Here is a 15,041-nt window from a genome sequence, read left to right as displayed (position 1 = left end):
AGGGATTGCTCCTCGTTTTTTGTGGGAACAAAAAATAAGGAGTATTTTTACAATTTTATTTTTACAAATTTTTGGGTAATAACAGAATTTAGAGGATTTCTACAGAGCCGTAATTTCATAAATTTAAATAAAACAGTTAAAGAACAAAGCAAAATGGGTTAACCGTTTAATAGGTTCGGCAGCCGAAGCTGGCTGTTAAAATCTAGTATATTAGCTTTTCTTTTTGAGGCTCTGTAGAAATCCTCTGAAATAAAGAATTTACATTTATTTTAACTGAATTACCTGAAGTATTTTTACTTATTCATTTCAGAGCTACTAAAGCTTATTTAGATAGGTTTTTTACAGAGCCCTTTTTGACTTAATTACCTGACTTTTTCCTTTAAATATTAGATTATTAGGCCTTTTCAGTCTGGCTCCAAAATTAAAATATCCATACTATGCGAAAATCCAATGTTCGCAGGCTCCTGAAGTAATAATCTCGGACGTGAAACACAAACTTGAAATCTTATTTAACCTAACAGGTAACTTCATATTTCCTGAGAAATAAATAAAAGCAAATAAAAGCATTGAACTGGCTAAATGTACTATGAACATTGATATGCAATTAGAATTAGAAGATATCTTACTTCTATGACTATATATTGGGGAGCAATTCTATTAATATAATAACTAATATTATAACTCAAAAATGAGTTAATAATTACAAAAGGATTTAAATTATATGAATTTCTGTTGTTATAATAAAGTCAGAAATGATTCAAGCTTTTTTAAAGACATATGGTGGGGAAAATGAATAAGAGACTGTTTTTGGTATCATTAGTTCTTATATTTTTGATTCTTGTATCGATTGTGGTTTCAGCCGAACAATATACAAAAATTGGCAACGGATCCGAGCTTGCTGTTGATGTTGGCAAAGTAGCGTGGACAAGTAATGGTACTATTCATCTCTATGACCTCACTACTAAAAAAGAAACTACAATCTTTTCTCCTGCAGCGTCTCATCCAGCTATTTCAGGCAATATATTGGTTTGGCATGAAGATAGTAATGGAGTGCCAAAACTTACTGTATATGATATAAATACGAAGGCTAGATCTTACATCAAACAGGATGTAGATCAATCAAGCAGGCCTGCCATTTATGGCAGCAGAATCGTTTGGAGTGCAAATTCCAATGTTTACATGCGTGATATATCAACATCCACTCAGACTCAAATCACAAGCGGTGAGGCTCCAGACATATATGATACCAAAATAGTATATAGTTCTGACATTGCAGGTGATACTCCACAGATCTATGTATATGATATTTCCACTAAAAAAGCAATAGATGTCAGCCAGTATGGAGATAACATGTTTCCTCACATTTACGGCGACAAAGTCATATGGTCGGATTTTTACACCAGACTAGGCAATATCCGCATGTATGATCTTGCTACCAAGCAGCAGACAGAAATTACAACTGGTGACGATATGACTGGCTACGACACTGGTGGCCCAACTGACATAAGCGGCAACAAGGTCGTTTATTTGAAACACAACGACCTTGCAAATATGAACTCAGGCGATCTATATGTATATAATATAGATACTGGAGAAAGCAAACAATTAACTTCCGGTAACACCGCACAAACACCAGCCATATCAGGAAATGTCATAGTTTGGTCAGATTCTGGTAGTATCTATATGGTAAACTCTTGGTAAACTGCTGACAGCTTTTGATAAGGATATAAGTATAAAAACGGATTTCGTCGGTTTGAGTAATTCTGGGTGAGATAAACTCAAGAAGTTAAGTCATCCTGATTAAGTCATCTCGACTTATATCTTTTTCAATGCTGGAAAAATATACGGTCAACTTAACTATAAGAAAAAAGCAGGAATTAGAACCAAGCAGGAATTAGAATCATAAAAAGAGCGGCTCTGTAGAAATCCTCTGAAATAATGAATTTTCATAAATTTAAACTGAGCAGCTAGATTGGATATACTTATCTTTTTCAGCCTCTTTCATCTGATGTAGATAGGTTTTCTACAGAGCCAAAAGAGCGATAATCACAGTGAAGCATGGTGGCAATTCGTTGATTCATATCTTTAAAGTTATAGGCTTAAAAAGAAAATCATCTATTCTTAGCTTCATAGCTTGTTTATTCTTACATTTGCAACTGGGATTTTGCCATTCCTAAAACTACTTAGCAATCCCACTTGCACTAATCTTTGTATATACTTTTACTTTTTACGCCCTTTGAAATTATGATAAGATTGTAAATCAATAAAGTTCACGGCATTTGTGTTTTCAGATATAAATCTTTTGCCAGCTTACAAAAAATCGTTTCGTTAAAGAGATTCTTTTTTTCTCTAATATTTCACAGCGGTATAATTTTAAATTGTGGTCGCGCATGCCTGTCTATGGAAAAAGGTTTTTAAGTATTGATTATCTTTCTTGAGTAACTCAGGCTTGAAAAATAGCTCATTATAGGGAAAAATAAAGTAATCATTTATTAGGAAGTTTATATACAACTAGTTTAATACAGTTAATTATATATAGACTTCTAAATACTGTTATGTGAAATCAGTTAAGTTTATAATTAACATCTATTTTAATGGATATTAATTATAATTTATAAGAAATAGTTTGATAATTTATAAGAAATAGTTTGGGGACAAAAAAACGGACCCATTTAACTAATAGACGTAATCAGGAGTAATTTTAGATGAAGTTCGGAATTGAATTTGTGCCGAGCGATCCAGCTTTAAAGATCGCATACTACGCAAAGCTCTCAGAACAGCAGGGATTCGACTACGTCTGGATCACTGATCACTACAACAACCGTGATGTTTACTCCACTCTTACCGTTCTCGCTCTGAATACAAACAGTATCAAGATCGGTTCCGGTGTTACAAACTCCTACACCAGAAATCCCGCAATTACTGCATCAAGCATTGCCTCAATTGCCGAGATTTCAGGCGGAAGAGCAGTTCTCGGTCTCGGACCCGGAGACAAGGCAACCTTCGATGCCATGGGCATTGCATGGGAAAAGCCTCTTGCAACCACCAGAGAAGCAATTCAGGCAATCAGAGGTTTCATCTCTGGCGAGAAAGTCTCCATGGACGGAGAAATGGTTAAGTTCGCAGGTGCCAAGCTAGCCTTCAAGGCTGGAGACATCCCTATCTACATGGGTGCACAGGGTCCCAAGATGCTCGAACTCGCTGGTGAGATTGCAGATGGTGTCCTTATTAATGCTTCCCACCCGAAGGATTTCGAAGTTGCTGTCGAGCAAATTAAGAAAGGAGCCGCAAAAGCTGGCCGTGACCCAAGCGAAGTCGATGTTACAGCATACGCTTGCTTCTCAATTGACAAAGACCCTGTAAAGGCAGTCAATGCCGCAAAAGTAGTGGTTGCCTTTATTGTTGCAGGTTCCCCTGACCTTGTTCTCGAGCGCCATGGAATTCCAGTCGAAGCTAAGAGCCAGATCGGTGCAGCCATTGCTAAAGGAGACTTCGGAGCTCTCATGGGCGGACTTGTTACTCCTGAGATGATCGAGGCTTTTGCTATCTGCGGAACTCCTGAGGACTGCATGAAGAGAATTAGAGACCTTGAGGCAATCGGAGTTACCCAGATTGTTGCCGGATCTCCGATCGGTCCTAACAAAGAAAAAGCAATAAAGCTTATAGGTAAAGAAATCATTGCAAAGATGTAATTTTATTACATCCTGCATAATATTTTTTAATTTTTCTTTATTATATTTTTTAAAAACGTCTTACCTTTAAGGTAAGCAAATCAAAGCGTTGGAGGTAACTAATTGCCACCAAAGATTGCAGAAGTCATTGAGTATGACGTATGCGCAGCCTGTGGGGCATGCGAGGCTGTGTGTCCCATAGGGGCTGTAACTGTAAAGAAAGCTGCAGAAATCCGTAATCCCAATAATCTGGAATTGTATAAAAAAGGAGCTGGGTATCTAGTTTGTGAAGGTTGTTTAACCTGCAGCAGAATCTGTCCAGTAGTGGATGGCTTCATCGAGGATGAACTTGCAAACGTGCGCAAGTTTTTTGCCGCAAGATCTAAGGACAGTGCCGGCAGCCAAGATGGAGGAGTAACCAGCGGTATTCTTAAATCCCTTTTCAAACAGGGTAAAATCGATTGTGCCGTCGGAATTACTCGAAACGAGAAATGGGAACCTGAAGTAGTTCTATTAACAAGTGCTGAAGACGTCGAGAGAACAAGAGGAACTAAATATACTTCTGACCCGGTTATTGCTGCTCTCAGGGAAGCCTTCGAAAAATATGACCGGATTGCAGTTGTTGGGGTGCCCTGTCAGGCTCATTCTGCAAAGTTAATCCGGGACAACGTAAGCGAAAAAATAGTCCTCATCATTGGATTACTCTGTATGGAAAGTTTCAATCGTGATGTAATGCTTGAGAAGATAATCCCAGAGATTATGAAAGTAAAGCTTGAGGATATCAAGAAGATGGAGTTTACCAAAGGTAAATTCTGGGTCTATACCAATGACGATGAGGTTCACTCTGTGCCTATTAAGGATGTAGCCAAATACGCCCGTAACCCGTGCCATCACTGCTGTGATTACACCTCGGTTTTTGCAGACATCTCGGTGGGCTCAGTAGGTGCTCCTGATGGATGGAACTCGGTCTTTATAAGGACAGAGATCGGAGAGGAATACTTCGATATGGTCCGCGATGAGATGGAAATTATGGAAGATCCCAAGCCAGGTCTTGACCTTGTCGGAAAGCTTATTGATATGAAGCGCAAAAATAATGCTGAACATTTCAAGGAAGTCTGTAAAGAGTTCAGCTTTGAGACCGGAATCCGTAATGAAACGGTCTGATTTCAGAATATATTGGGATAAATTACCCTATTAGAAATTACCAAGGTATGGTTGGAGGTTTGAATCCGGGATGGTGCGAGCTTTTTATATTGGACGTTTTCAACCGTATCATTTCGGGCACCATGCTATAATTAAGCAGATTGCGGAAGAGGTTGACGAACTGGTTGTAGGCATAGGAAGTGCCCAGAAAAGCCATGAAATCACTGACCCATTTACTGCAGGGGAAAGAGTGCTGATGCTGTATAATGCACTTGAAAATCTCCCTATCCGACACTATGTTCTTCCCATTGAAGATGTCAGGTACAATTCGATCTGGGTCCATCATGTCGTGTCCCGGACGCCTAATTTTGAAGTGGTATACTCAAACAATCCTCTGGTTATTCAGCTCTTCCGGGAAGCCGGTTTCTGTGTAAAAGAATCCCCTCTCTATGTTCGGGAGAGATATTCAGGTACGGAGATCCGGAGACGGATGATTGCAGGAGAAAAATGGGAACATCTTGTTCCAAAACCAATTGTCGAAGTAATTAAGGAAATAGACGGGGTAACTCGCCTCAGGAATGTTTCTGCCAGCGACAGTAATTTCTCTTTATAATGATAATTCTTAAGTCAGTAATTCTTAAGTCAGGGCATTTTTGTAATGACTTTAGAGTCATTATCTTCCTGTCAATTTAGCATTTCTTAGCTTTTACTGTTAACTTGTCTTTAACTTATCTTATTCTTTTCTTCAGTTTTCTTCTTATTTCCCCTACTCTTTATTTCATCTTACTCTTCCTCCTTCTTCGCCTCTTGGCGTTTTTTTCAGTTCATTGAACTTAATTCCTAAGCATGATTCTTAAGCATTAATTCTTTAGATTCGCACAAATGCGTATTAAGTAATAGCCTTGAATCTTCTAATCTACACATAATCCTCTTTGTTTATTTATTACTTATAGTTATTAAGTTCTTTTTATAATTATTAAAATTGAAAAGTGTAATATTTCATAGGGTAAAATTTTTATAAAAGAAGACACTATTTCTATTTAATGCACTGTTAGAAATTTTTGATATTGATATAGGTCATTTTCTTTGTGTCCTGTGATGATATGCTTCAATGTTTAACCTTGATTTAACGTCTCATGGTAATTGCTGCAATCGATATTACAACTATGCACACTGATGATTTCCTATATTATTGAGAAGTTAAAGGTGCATAAGATCTCAAAACAGATGGTTTAATTTAAAACCGTCTATTAAGTGATAACGCAAAAAGATAGCTCAATCATATGAAAATATATCTCCCTGATAATTAGGGGGTTTAATCCGGAAGAGTATATTTTCACTGCTGTTAAAACTTGGACTTAAAATCCAATAGCTTTGAAAATTTTATGATTGAGTGTATACTTTGGAGGATAAATTATGCGAAAAATTGGATTCAAGATAATGTGTGTTTTCACACTAGTCTTCTTTGTCATGTCAATGACAGGAGCAGCAGCATGTCCTAAGTGTAAAACAGATGCAAGAGATGATAAATTTACCGTTGATCTTTGTAAAAAATCTAATTGCTTTAACGTACTAAAAAATGACAAAGGATGTGGCCTTAAAGTCGTGACTACCGGGTATATCAAGACCGCAAAAGGTGGTCAGGTACTGATGAAAAGCGATGGCAGTTTCTGCTACGTAAAACCAGTTTCCTGTTCTAGCAAGTCTGACAGCTTCACATACAAGGCAGTGAACAAGAATAAACAGTATGACACTGCAAAAGTTACACTGAATTTAAAATGCACTGACTGCTCAAAGAAGAGTTCTTCAAGTAGTTGCTCTAAAAAAGTCTCAAGTTGCTCTAAAAAAGTCTCAAATTGCTCTAAAGTTTCAAACTGCCCTAATGCTTCAAAGAGCTCTACCTGCCGAAAGTAAGATTTTAAAGGGAACAGGAAGTATTAGTCTTCCTGGGGATCTGATCCCAACCCTTAATACTTTTCTTCCTACTTTTAATTTATAATTAAGGAACCAAATCAATCCAGTCAATAGAGCCGGGTTCATACTCTGACAATTCTTCTTCATTGTCACTTAAAAGATAATCTATGATTTTTTCTACATCCTGTCCTGTTTCTTCAATACTCTTTTCTGTAGTATCTATTTCAAAAACTTTCTTACACCATTCAAAGGCTTCAACTAGGATCACATCTAGAGCTTCGGCCTCAATATTTTCTCTTACTTTCTCTTCCGGATAGCCGCGTGCTTTCAGCCTCATTTTTAGTATAGGCGGATATACCCTGAGTATAATTACAATATCTGCAATGTAATGGGCAAGATGGCTCTCAAGAATTATTACCTCATTTTCCCTTCCAATAATTATCTCATCAAGGCGCTTCCTGATAAGTTGCATATCTGCAATAACCGCATCCCTTTCCTCGTCAATTTCGGTGTACAGGTGCTCCTCTTTGATAAGGTCATTAAGGTGGATCACTTTCCAGTGCCTTTTTCTTTCAAGAAACTTACCTACTGAGGTTTTTCCAGTACCTGGTGTACCGGTGAGTCCTATTAACATAGGAAAAAGAATGAGTTTATATCAATTATACTTAATGCAGAATAGTAAGAAATTCCGTTTTTAAAGACAACTATCATCGAATTCTTTATTTTCTTGCCTTACTTAATCGTCTTAAAGCAATTTCGACTTTATGTTTGGCTTTATGATTGTTTTCCTGAATACAAGAATGTCAGTCCTGATTTATGCATTTATACAGTAGCAGAATCATTTTATTCTTTCAAAGTCCCGATGACAGGATAATCCTTGAATACCTCTGGTCCATGGGGGGCCTCGTCCATTTCTTCAGTAAGGTCTTTCCCTGCGTCATGAAGTCCCTGATGGGCACCTCCTTCCCATAGATAACTATCTGAGATGTCATAGACCTGTCCCTGATAGGCGACGTACATCTTCCCATTTTTTCCGTTGTACTCTTCAAGCTCTTCAAGTGTGTATTCTTTCATTTACCTCATCTCCATTATAATTCTTATTGATTTCCTGCGGTTACGTGGATTTAATTTTCAGTTATAAATTTAACATTTTTAACATTTCATTAATCTCTGTAGTAGGAAGCTGGCATTCGTAGTTCTGGCAGACGTATGCGGTAGTTTTTCCCTCTATAGGGATCTGATCTTTCGTATATGTCGCCAGACTTGTGATTTCTGGCTCATCTCCCTCAGGTCTGAATATAAGCACTTTATTTGGAATGAAATAATTCCAGAGTTCTTCAAGCATGTTTCCTGTATCTGGAGATTCGATTTTTCCGGAAATTACAACTTGATATGCTGGACCCAGCCCAAAGTCAAGGGCTGATAAGAACTGGGTATACCCTGATGGGATCTTCCTGATGTGGTTTGAAAAGGCGCGTTCCAACTCTTGAGCTTTTTCTTCCAGTTTGGGGTTTGCTGTCATTCTGGAAAGTCTAAAAAGATTCAACATCTCAATAGAATTCCCCGATGGAATGGCTGCATCCGTAAACTCTTTTTTCCTGAAAATTAACGATTCACTATCGTCAGCAGTAAAGAAGAACCCTCCCTGAACAGGGTCCCAGAAGTGCTCAAGAAGTTCTTGGTTGAGGCAAAGGGCTGCTTTAAAATAGCGCAGTTCAAATCCTGCTTCGTAAAGCTCAAGGAGTCCCTGGATCAGGAAAGCATAGTCATCGACAGTTCCGGAAATGCCAGCTACTCCTTCTCTATAACGATGGAGTAACCGCTTTTCTGGACTGTAAAGCCTTTTGAGAATCAGATCCGCAGCCCTTTCGGCGGCTTTCAGATATTTCTCCTCTCCAAAAGTTTGGAAACCTTTTGCAAGAGCTGCAATCATGAGTCCATTCCAATCTGTCAGGATTTTGTCATCTTTTGCAGGTCTTTTACGTTTATTCCGGGCTGCCAGGAGTTTTTCTTTAGCCACTTTTACCCGGCTTTCAACCTCATCAGTGGGAATTCCCAATTCGGCAGCAACAGCATCCAGAGGTCGGAGTATATAAAGAAGGTTAGTTCCGGTCTTTCTACCTCTTATTTCTTCCTGGAAGTTACCTCCTTCGTTGAGATTAAACACTTTTGTAATCAGTTGGGACTCCTCAGGGCTAAGAATGCTCCTAATCTCATCTAAAGTCCAAAGATAGTACTTTCCTTCTTCTCCTTCGACATCTGCATCTTCCCCACAGTAAAACCCGCCTTCTGGAGATGTCAGGTCTCTTAATACATAATCAAAAATTCCCTCTGCTGCTTCTTTATAAAGTCTCTTTCCAGTAACCTGATAGGCTTCTGTATATACAGTTGCAATAAGAGCCTGATCGTATAGCATTTTTTCAAAATGGGGAACAATCCACATGTTGTCTGTAGAGTAACGATGAAAGCCCGAACCCAGGTGGTCATGAATTCCTCCTCTGTACATATTTTCCAGGGTGTGTTCAGCCATATAAAGTGCTTCAGGATCCCCACTGCGTCTCCAGTAGCGGAGCAAAAAAGAAATTTTGTGCGGAGTAGGAAATTTTGGAGCTCTTTCAAAGCCTCCATATTCGTTGTCAAAAGAACTGAGCAAATCTTCATAAGCCTCTTTTAGTATTGATTCCTCTATTCCTTCTCCTGCAGACTCTGAGATCATATCCTGGATAGTAGACGTGATTTTTTCAGCCGAATCAAGCACTTCTTCATGCTGTCTGTTCCAGATCTCCTCGATTCTGGGCACGAGTTCGAGCATTCCTGTCTGGCTAAAGCGAGACTTTTTGGGAATGTAGGTTCCTGCAAAAAAAGGTTTCATATTAGGAGTCATGATAATAGTAAGCGGCCAGCCTCCCCTTCCAAGGATTATTTGACAGACTGTCATGTAAATATTATCAATATCTGGTCGTTCTTCACGGTCTACTTTTATGCAAACAAAAGTCCTGTTCATGAGTCTAGCTACTTCTTCGTCCTCAAATGACTCATGTGCCATTACATGACACCAGTGGCAAGTCGAGTACCCAATTGATAAAAAAATAGGTTTATTTTCTCTCCTGGCTTTTTCAAAAGCTTCTTCTCCCCAGGGATACCAGTCAACAGGATTATAGGCATGTTGAAGGAGATATGGGCTTTTTTCATTTATAAGGCGGTTAGGTTTTCTGTGCTCCTTTCTCAGTAAAATCCCTCCGGCTTTCCATCAGGTTTCTGTTCTTTCTCTGACAAGAATCCTGGCAGCTATCGTTGCCTGCACGCCTGAAGAATATGAATTTGAAATTCTTCTATCTCTCTCGCCGCCAATTTCCAGTAACTTTAAACGATGCTGAAAATTGTCTTGCAACAAGCTCACAGGTTTGGGATTTTCTAATTTCCCGCCTCTATGAAAATAAGCCCTATTTGGACGCGAATTTAACTCGTTAACAATACCCATTCTAATTCCCCTGGCCTAAACCGGTCCCAAAGATTTTCATTCTAATAGAATGGCTAACTCTAAACCAGTTTGTTTATCCTCATATAGTTGTGACCTTACTCAAGTTTCTTGTGAAGCTCGCAAACTGAAAAACTAGGTACAACCAAATTTCCCCCTTTTAAATATCCTTCCTCTAAATATCAATATATCGGTACCTAAGAGAATGTTTATCCAAAGTTCATAAAATTTAAACTGGACATTTTGAAATCGATAAAAGAAATAAAATTCTTTGATATATATTTTTTTAGAATCTATGTATGATTCTCATTTTTGGGGTAATGTAGTTTTTCGTTTTGGGATCTCAGAGGCGGCTTAGAAAAAGTAATCTAAAGGTGATTTATTGACATGAACTATTATTGACGGAGCAATGTTTTATCAATATGAAAAGTATGTTCTTTGCTTTAGGATGTTCCTTACTTCAGGATATCCTTTGCTTTTGAAAAAGCTCACTCATTAAAGCTGTCCGATTTCTTCGTGTTTTTCCCCATGATTTCTTATTTCCAGAAAATTTATAACTTTTGAAACTCTGGATGACTGTTCTTGTTTTTTTTCGGACTTTCTAGCTTGATATACTCGGATAGAGCGAAGAAGATCGATTTTTCGGAATTCTGGCCAGAAAGGAGCACAGAAGTAAGCTGCACATTCACTTCCATTAGCCTGCCAGGGAAGGAAATTCGAAACCCTTTCATCGCCACCAGTGCGGATGACAAGATCTACATTCGGAACGGAGACTCCAGTGGCGGGATAGAGATGTTTTGAGATAAGGTTTTCATCCACATCTTCAAGAAAGAGTTCCCTACTGGAAATACAACTTGCAATATCCCGGACTGCCTGAATGATATCCTGCCTGCCTCCATAGGCAATAGCAACGTTAAGGTGAAACTTCCTGTGTTTTTCCGTAGCTTTTTCTATTTTTTCGATTGATTCATTCAGAAAAGCAGGTAATTTTGACCTATCTCCTATAACGCGAACCTGCATTTCTCGTTCATATGTCCTTGGGTCAGAGTAGATTTTCAGGAACTTTTCATTGATGAGATTGAATAGACCGTCAACTTCTTCTTCGGAGCGCTGAAAATTTTCCGTAGAAAAAGCATAAAGTGTAAGCTGTTTTACCCCTATCTCATAACACCACTCAATTACCTTTTCGGTAACTTCTGCGCCCATTGCATGCCCGAAACTTCGAGCTTTTCCCAGCTGCCCCGCATATCTACGGTTCCCATCCATAATCACAGCTATGTGATGCGGAATTTCTGAATTCAGAATCTTTATTTTGAGTCTTCGTTCATACTCATCATAAAAAACACCGAAGATGCTGTTTTTCAAAGAGCGAAGTCCTGCCTTGAAGATTCCCTTGTTGCTGGATATAATTCTTAAATTTCTAATACGTTTTCCTCCTGAGAATATCCAGAGGTGATAAATATCCGCGTAGATTTTTATTCTTAACGGAGACTCATATCCTCTCTTGTCCAAGAGATTAATATTTCTTTTGCTTAAAATTCTATTTTTCCGAAAAATATACCTAATATCTTATTCAGTTACATATGTTCTTTTGTTATATTTACACTATTAGGGTAGTGTTAAATCAACATGTCATCGAGAAATTATGTCATATAGTGACTAGTTATTCGCAGAAAATTAAACTTGTGAGTATAAAAGGATTCTGCTGAGCATTCACAGTCGATCAAGATCACTCAATTTAACCATTTCTAGTGAATATAAGATTCTTTTTAAAATAATATCACAGTTCATTCTTGGTTAATAATTGCCAGATATTTTAATAAAGATCACAGAGTCACTTATTCTACGAAAAAACAATCAAGTGACTAATAGATGAAATCTGGCACTAAAAAATACTCATCCTTTCTTTATGAAAATAGACAGAAAGTTTATCAAGCATGCACTCATTATATTAATTGGGAAGGAGGGGTATTAAATGTTAACATATCCTAAGCTAGATTTTACTCTTAACAAATTCAGGCAACTATGCTGTTCAATGGAGAAAAAATATAATTTCATCACTATGAACGAGTACGTGACTGCAGGTGATCAGCTTCCCGAACGTTTCATATTGATGCGTCATGACGTAGATAGAGCGGCAAAGAATGCACTCAAGATTGCAAGTATAGAAGAGGAGTTTGGCATACGAGCAACCTACTACTTCAGAACCTCTAAGAAAACTTTTGTTCCCAAGATTATAAAAGATATTGAAAAGATGGGACATGAGATCGGATATCATTATGAAACTTTGAGTAGGACAAACGGAGACCTTGGGAAAGCAATCAAATTATTCGAGAAAGATGTGAATAAATTTAGAAGTATCTGTAACCTCAAAACTATCTGTATGCATGGTGCCGTACTGTCTAGACATGACAGTAGAGATCTATGGAAATATTATGATTTTAGAGCTTATGGACTTACCGGAGAGGCCTATTTATCTGCCGGGAAAAATCTCAATTATTTCACTGACACAGGTAGAAGCTGGAACTCAAAGAATAACTTGAGAGACTTCATTCCCGGTAAAACCGAACAGATCTTTGCTGAAACAACTGATGATCTTATAAAATTGATTGAGAGTCAAGAAATAAGAAATTTCTATATTTCACTTCATCCGGAAAGATGGAAATCAAATGTTGTCAACTGGGGGATATACTGGTTACAGGATTTTGTATTTAATTCTGGGAAGAAAGTTTTGACAACGGTGAGAACATGACAGATATTGCATCTAACATTAGGTGCGAAGACTGGAAAAAATTTTTAGACAATTTTAATACGGCTAGTATTTATCATACTCCAATGTGGAAAAAATTTTTAGAAAATACATTTGATTATGACCCCCAATACCTTTTTGCAAAAGATGATTCTGGAAATTTAATAGGGTTATTACCTTTGTTTTATGTTAAAAGTAAATTAACAGCTAATAGATTATGTTCTGCACCTTTTTCTCATTCTTGTGGATGCCTTGGTTCTGAGGATTCCAAAAATGTCCTTCTCGATGAGGCAATAAATAGGTATTCAAAATTAAATGCTTCTTATTTTGAGATTAGGAATTTTGTAGAAGGATTAAAGCATCAAAATTCGTTCTCCACTTATATATTAGAACTATCCTCAGACATCGGAGAAACGTGGAATAAGCTAGATAAAGAAAGCGTCAGGAGAGCGATTACAAAATCGAAAAAGATGAAGGTAGAGGTTAACGCTGGGAAAGACTTAGAGGATTTAAAAGATTTCTATGAACTTAATTGTATTAATAAAAGAGAAAGTGGAGTACCCTGCCATCCCTGGAAGTTTTTTAAAAATATGTTTGAGTTCTTGGACGGAAATGTATCTCTTTACACCGCAAAATATAACGACATGCTCATTGCCGGTGGCGTTTTTTTGTACTATTCAGATACGGTGATTTATGGATATAGTGCTTCTCATCCTGATTATCTTAACTTTTATCCCAATAATGCATTCATCTGGAAAAGTATAGAAGATGCATGTGTAGATGGGTATAAATATTTCGACTTTGGCCGTGTGTCTTACGACAACAAAGGATTAATAAATTTCAAAAAAAAATGGGGAACAGTTGAAACAAAATTATATTACAGTTATTATCCGCAAACTCCAGAGACCTTAGCTGGAAATCGAGAAACCCTTAAATATAAATTAGCAACGAGCGCGATTCAGAAAATGCCATCGATATTTTACAAAAAGTTTAGTGACAATGTGTTTGAATATTTTGGGTGAAATTATGAGAATTGTTATTTGTATGAATCATCCTGGCCATGTACACCTATTTAAAAATTTTATTTGGAGTATGCGGAAAAGAGGACATGAAATAATAATTGCAGCAACTGAAAAGGATGTATCATTCAAATTATTAGACAACTATGACTTCAATTACATCAATCTCGGCAGTTATGGAACTTCCTTAATGCAAAAGCTAGTGAATTTGCCGATAATTGACTTGAGATTGTATAAAGAAGTTAAAAAATTTGGTCCAGATATATTTGTAGGAATGGGATCTATTTTAGCAGCTCATGTTTCCTTTTTACTTCGCAAAAAATGTGTAATTTTTGAAGATACAGAACATAGTACAGAGCAAATCAGGCTCTATCTACCTTTTACTGACGTTGTCTGTACCCCATCATGTTTCAAAGACAACCTTGGAAAAAAACAAGTCAGGTACAATGGTTATCACGAATTAGCATATTTGCACCCAAATTATTTCACGCCAAACTCAAATGTCCTTAGAGAACTTGGACTTAAAGAGAATGATGTATTCATAATTTTGAGATTTGTATCATGGAATGCAACACACGATCATGGACATACTGGCTTGACGTTTGAGGATAAAAGAAATGCTGTAAACGAGCTTAGTAAGTATGGACGTGTTTTCATAACTTCAGAAAAACCTCTTCAGAAAGAATTTGAAAAGTATCGAATCACAGTTTCACCTGAAAAAATTCATGATCTGTTATACTATGCAACTCTTCTTTATGGGGAAAGTGCAACAATGGCTTCTGAGTGCGCTGTGCTGGGGACGCATGCTATCTTCTGCGATTATGCAGGAAGGGGATATACGGATGAAGAAGAGAAGTATACACTTGTGTATAATTTTCACGATGAAAACACAATGGGAAAGGATTCTTTAGTCAAGGCCTCAGAATTATTGAATGATCCAAATATAAAGCAGAAATCAAGAGAAAAAAGCAAGAAACTAATTTCGGAAAAAATAGATGTTACTAAATATATGGTAGAATTTGTCGAAAAATATAACAACACATGATTAGCTCCTAACAATACAACAT

13 protein-coding genes are annotated in these 15,041 nt (G+C 37.4%); 8 read left to right on the top strand and 5 right to left on the bottom strand.

What is annotated here, in order from left to right:
• Positions 1 to 789: 789 nt before the first annotated feature.
• From BP861_RS05785 to BP861_RS05765, 5 genes are all read left to right on the top strand, one after another.
• On the top strand, positions 790 to 1,701 hold the full coding sequence (locus BP861_RS05785; protein WP_292373458.1) for a hypothetical protein: 912 nt from the start codon (positions 790 to 792) through the stop codon (positions 1,699 to 1,701).
• A 1,004-nt stretch (positions 1,702 to 2,705) separates the two neighbouring features.
• The gene (gene mer, locus BP861_RS05780) at positions 2,706 to 3,692 is read left to right on the top strand and encodes a 5,10-methylenetetrahydromethanopterin reductase (RefSeq protein WP_292373456.1); all 987 of its coding nucleotides are present in this window, start codon (positions 2,706 to 2,708) and stop codon (positions 3,690 to 3,692) included.
• A gap of 102 nt (positions 3,693 to 3,794) precedes the next feature.
• Positions 3,795 to 4,835 carry a F420H2 dehydrogenase subunit FpoF gene (gene fpoF / locus BP861_RS05775; protein WP_292373454.1) on the top strand — a complete coding sequence of 347 codons (1,041 nt, stop codon included), beginning with the start codon at positions 3,795 to 3,797 and terminating at the stop codon, positions 4,833 to 4,835.
• Positions 4,836 to 4,905: 70 nt separating this feature from the next.
• A complete protein-coding gene (locus tag BP861_RS05770; RefSeq protein WP_292373452.1) occupies positions 4,906 to 5,427 on the top strand; it encodes a nicotinamide-nucleotide adenylyltransferase in 522 nt (173 codons plus the stop codon).
• 803 nt (positions 5,428 to 6,230) lie between these two features.
• Positions 6,231 to 6,728 carry an Ig-like domain-containing protein gene (locus BP861_RS05765; RefSeq protein ID WP_292373451.1) on the top strand — a complete coding sequence of 166 codons (498 nt, stop codon included), beginning with the start codon at positions 6,231 to 6,233 and terminating at the stop codon, positions 6,726 to 6,728.
• Between the two features lie 85 nt (positions 6,729 to 6,813).
• Here the strand turns inward: BP861_RS05765 and BP861_RS05760 are convergent, their stop codons facing one another.
• The 5 genes from BP861_RS05760 to uppS all read right to left on the bottom strand — a co-directional run bounded on the left by BP861_RS05760 (position 6,814) and on the right by uppS (position 11,571).
• The gene (locus BP861_RS05760) at positions 6,814 to 7,362 is read right to left on the bottom strand and encodes an adenylate kinase family protein (RefSeq protein WP_292373449.1); all 549 of its coding nucleotides are present in this window, start codon (positions 7,360 to 7,362) and stop codon (positions 6,814 to 6,816) included.
• A 209-nt stretch (positions 7,363 to 7,571) separates the two neighbouring features.
• Complete coding sequence (locus tag BP861_RS05755) at positions 7,572 to 7,802, bottom strand: cytochrome b5 domain-containing protein (RefSeq protein ID WP_292373447.1); 231 nt, start codon at positions 7,800 to 7,802, stop codon at positions 7,572 to 7,574.
• 61 nt (positions 7,803 to 7,863) lie between these two features.
• Positions 7,864 to 9,957, bottom strand: a complete 2,094-nt coding sequence (locus tag BP861_RS05750) for a thioredoxin domain-containing protein (protein ID WP_292373470.1) — start codon at positions 9,955 to 9,957, stop codon at positions 7,864 to 7,866.
• A gap of 21 nt (positions 9,958 to 9,978) precedes the next feature.
• Positions 9,979 to 10,209: a hypothetical protein gene (locus BP861_RS05745; RefSeq protein WP_292373446.1), complete on the bottom strand. Its 231-nt coding sequence runs from the start codon at positions 10,207 to 10,209 to the stop codon at positions 9,979 to 9,981.
• Between the two features lie 492 nt (positions 10,210 to 10,701).
• Positions 10,702 to 11,571 carry a polyprenyl diphosphate synthase gene (gene uppS, locus BP861_RS05740; RefSeq protein WP_292373468.1) on the bottom strand — a complete coding sequence of 290 codons (870 nt, stop codon included), beginning with the start codon at positions 11,569 to 11,571 and terminating at the stop codon, positions 10,702 to 10,704.
• A gap of 610 nt (positions 11,572 to 12,181) precedes the next feature.
• Here uppS and BP861_RS05735 point away from each other — a divergent pair.
• Genes BP861_RS05735 through BP861_RS05725 form a run of 3 tightly spaced genes read left to right on the top strand, consistent with a single transcriptional unit; the run spans position 12,182 to position 15,019 of the window.
• Positions 12,182 to 12,958, top strand: a complete 777-nt coding sequence (locus tag BP861_RS05735; RefSeq protein ID WP_292373444.1) for a hypothetical protein — start codon at positions 12,182 to 12,184, stop codon at positions 12,956 to 12,958.
• Positions 12,955 to 13,977, top strand: a complete 1,023-nt coding sequence (locus tag BP861_RS05730) for a lipid II:glycine glycyltransferase FemX (RefSeq protein ID WP_292373442.1) — start codon at positions 12,955 to 12,957, stop codon at positions 13,975 to 13,977. The genes BP861_RS05735 and BP861_RS05730 overlap by 4 nt, the downstream gene beginning before the upstream one ends.
• Positions 13,955 to 15,019: a DUF354 domain-containing protein gene (locus tag BP861_RS05725; protein ID WP_349681002.1), complete on the top strand. Its 1,065-nt coding sequence runs from the start codon at positions 13,955 to 13,957 to the stop codon at positions 15,017 to 15,019. Before BP861_RS05730 ends, BP861_RS05725 begins: the two co-directional genes overlap by 23 nt.
• Positions 15,020 to 15,041: the final 22 nt, after the last annotated feature.

The sequence above is a fragment of the Methanosarcina sp. UBA411 genome (genome assembly GCF_002495725.1).
Taxonomy (GTDB): domain Archaea; phylum Halobacteriota; class Methanosarcinia; order Methanosarcinales; family Methanosarcinaceae; genus Methanosarcina.
The sequence above is the reverse complement of the archived record's forward strand: the minus strand, read 5'-3'. Positions and strand labels throughout refer to the sequence as shown.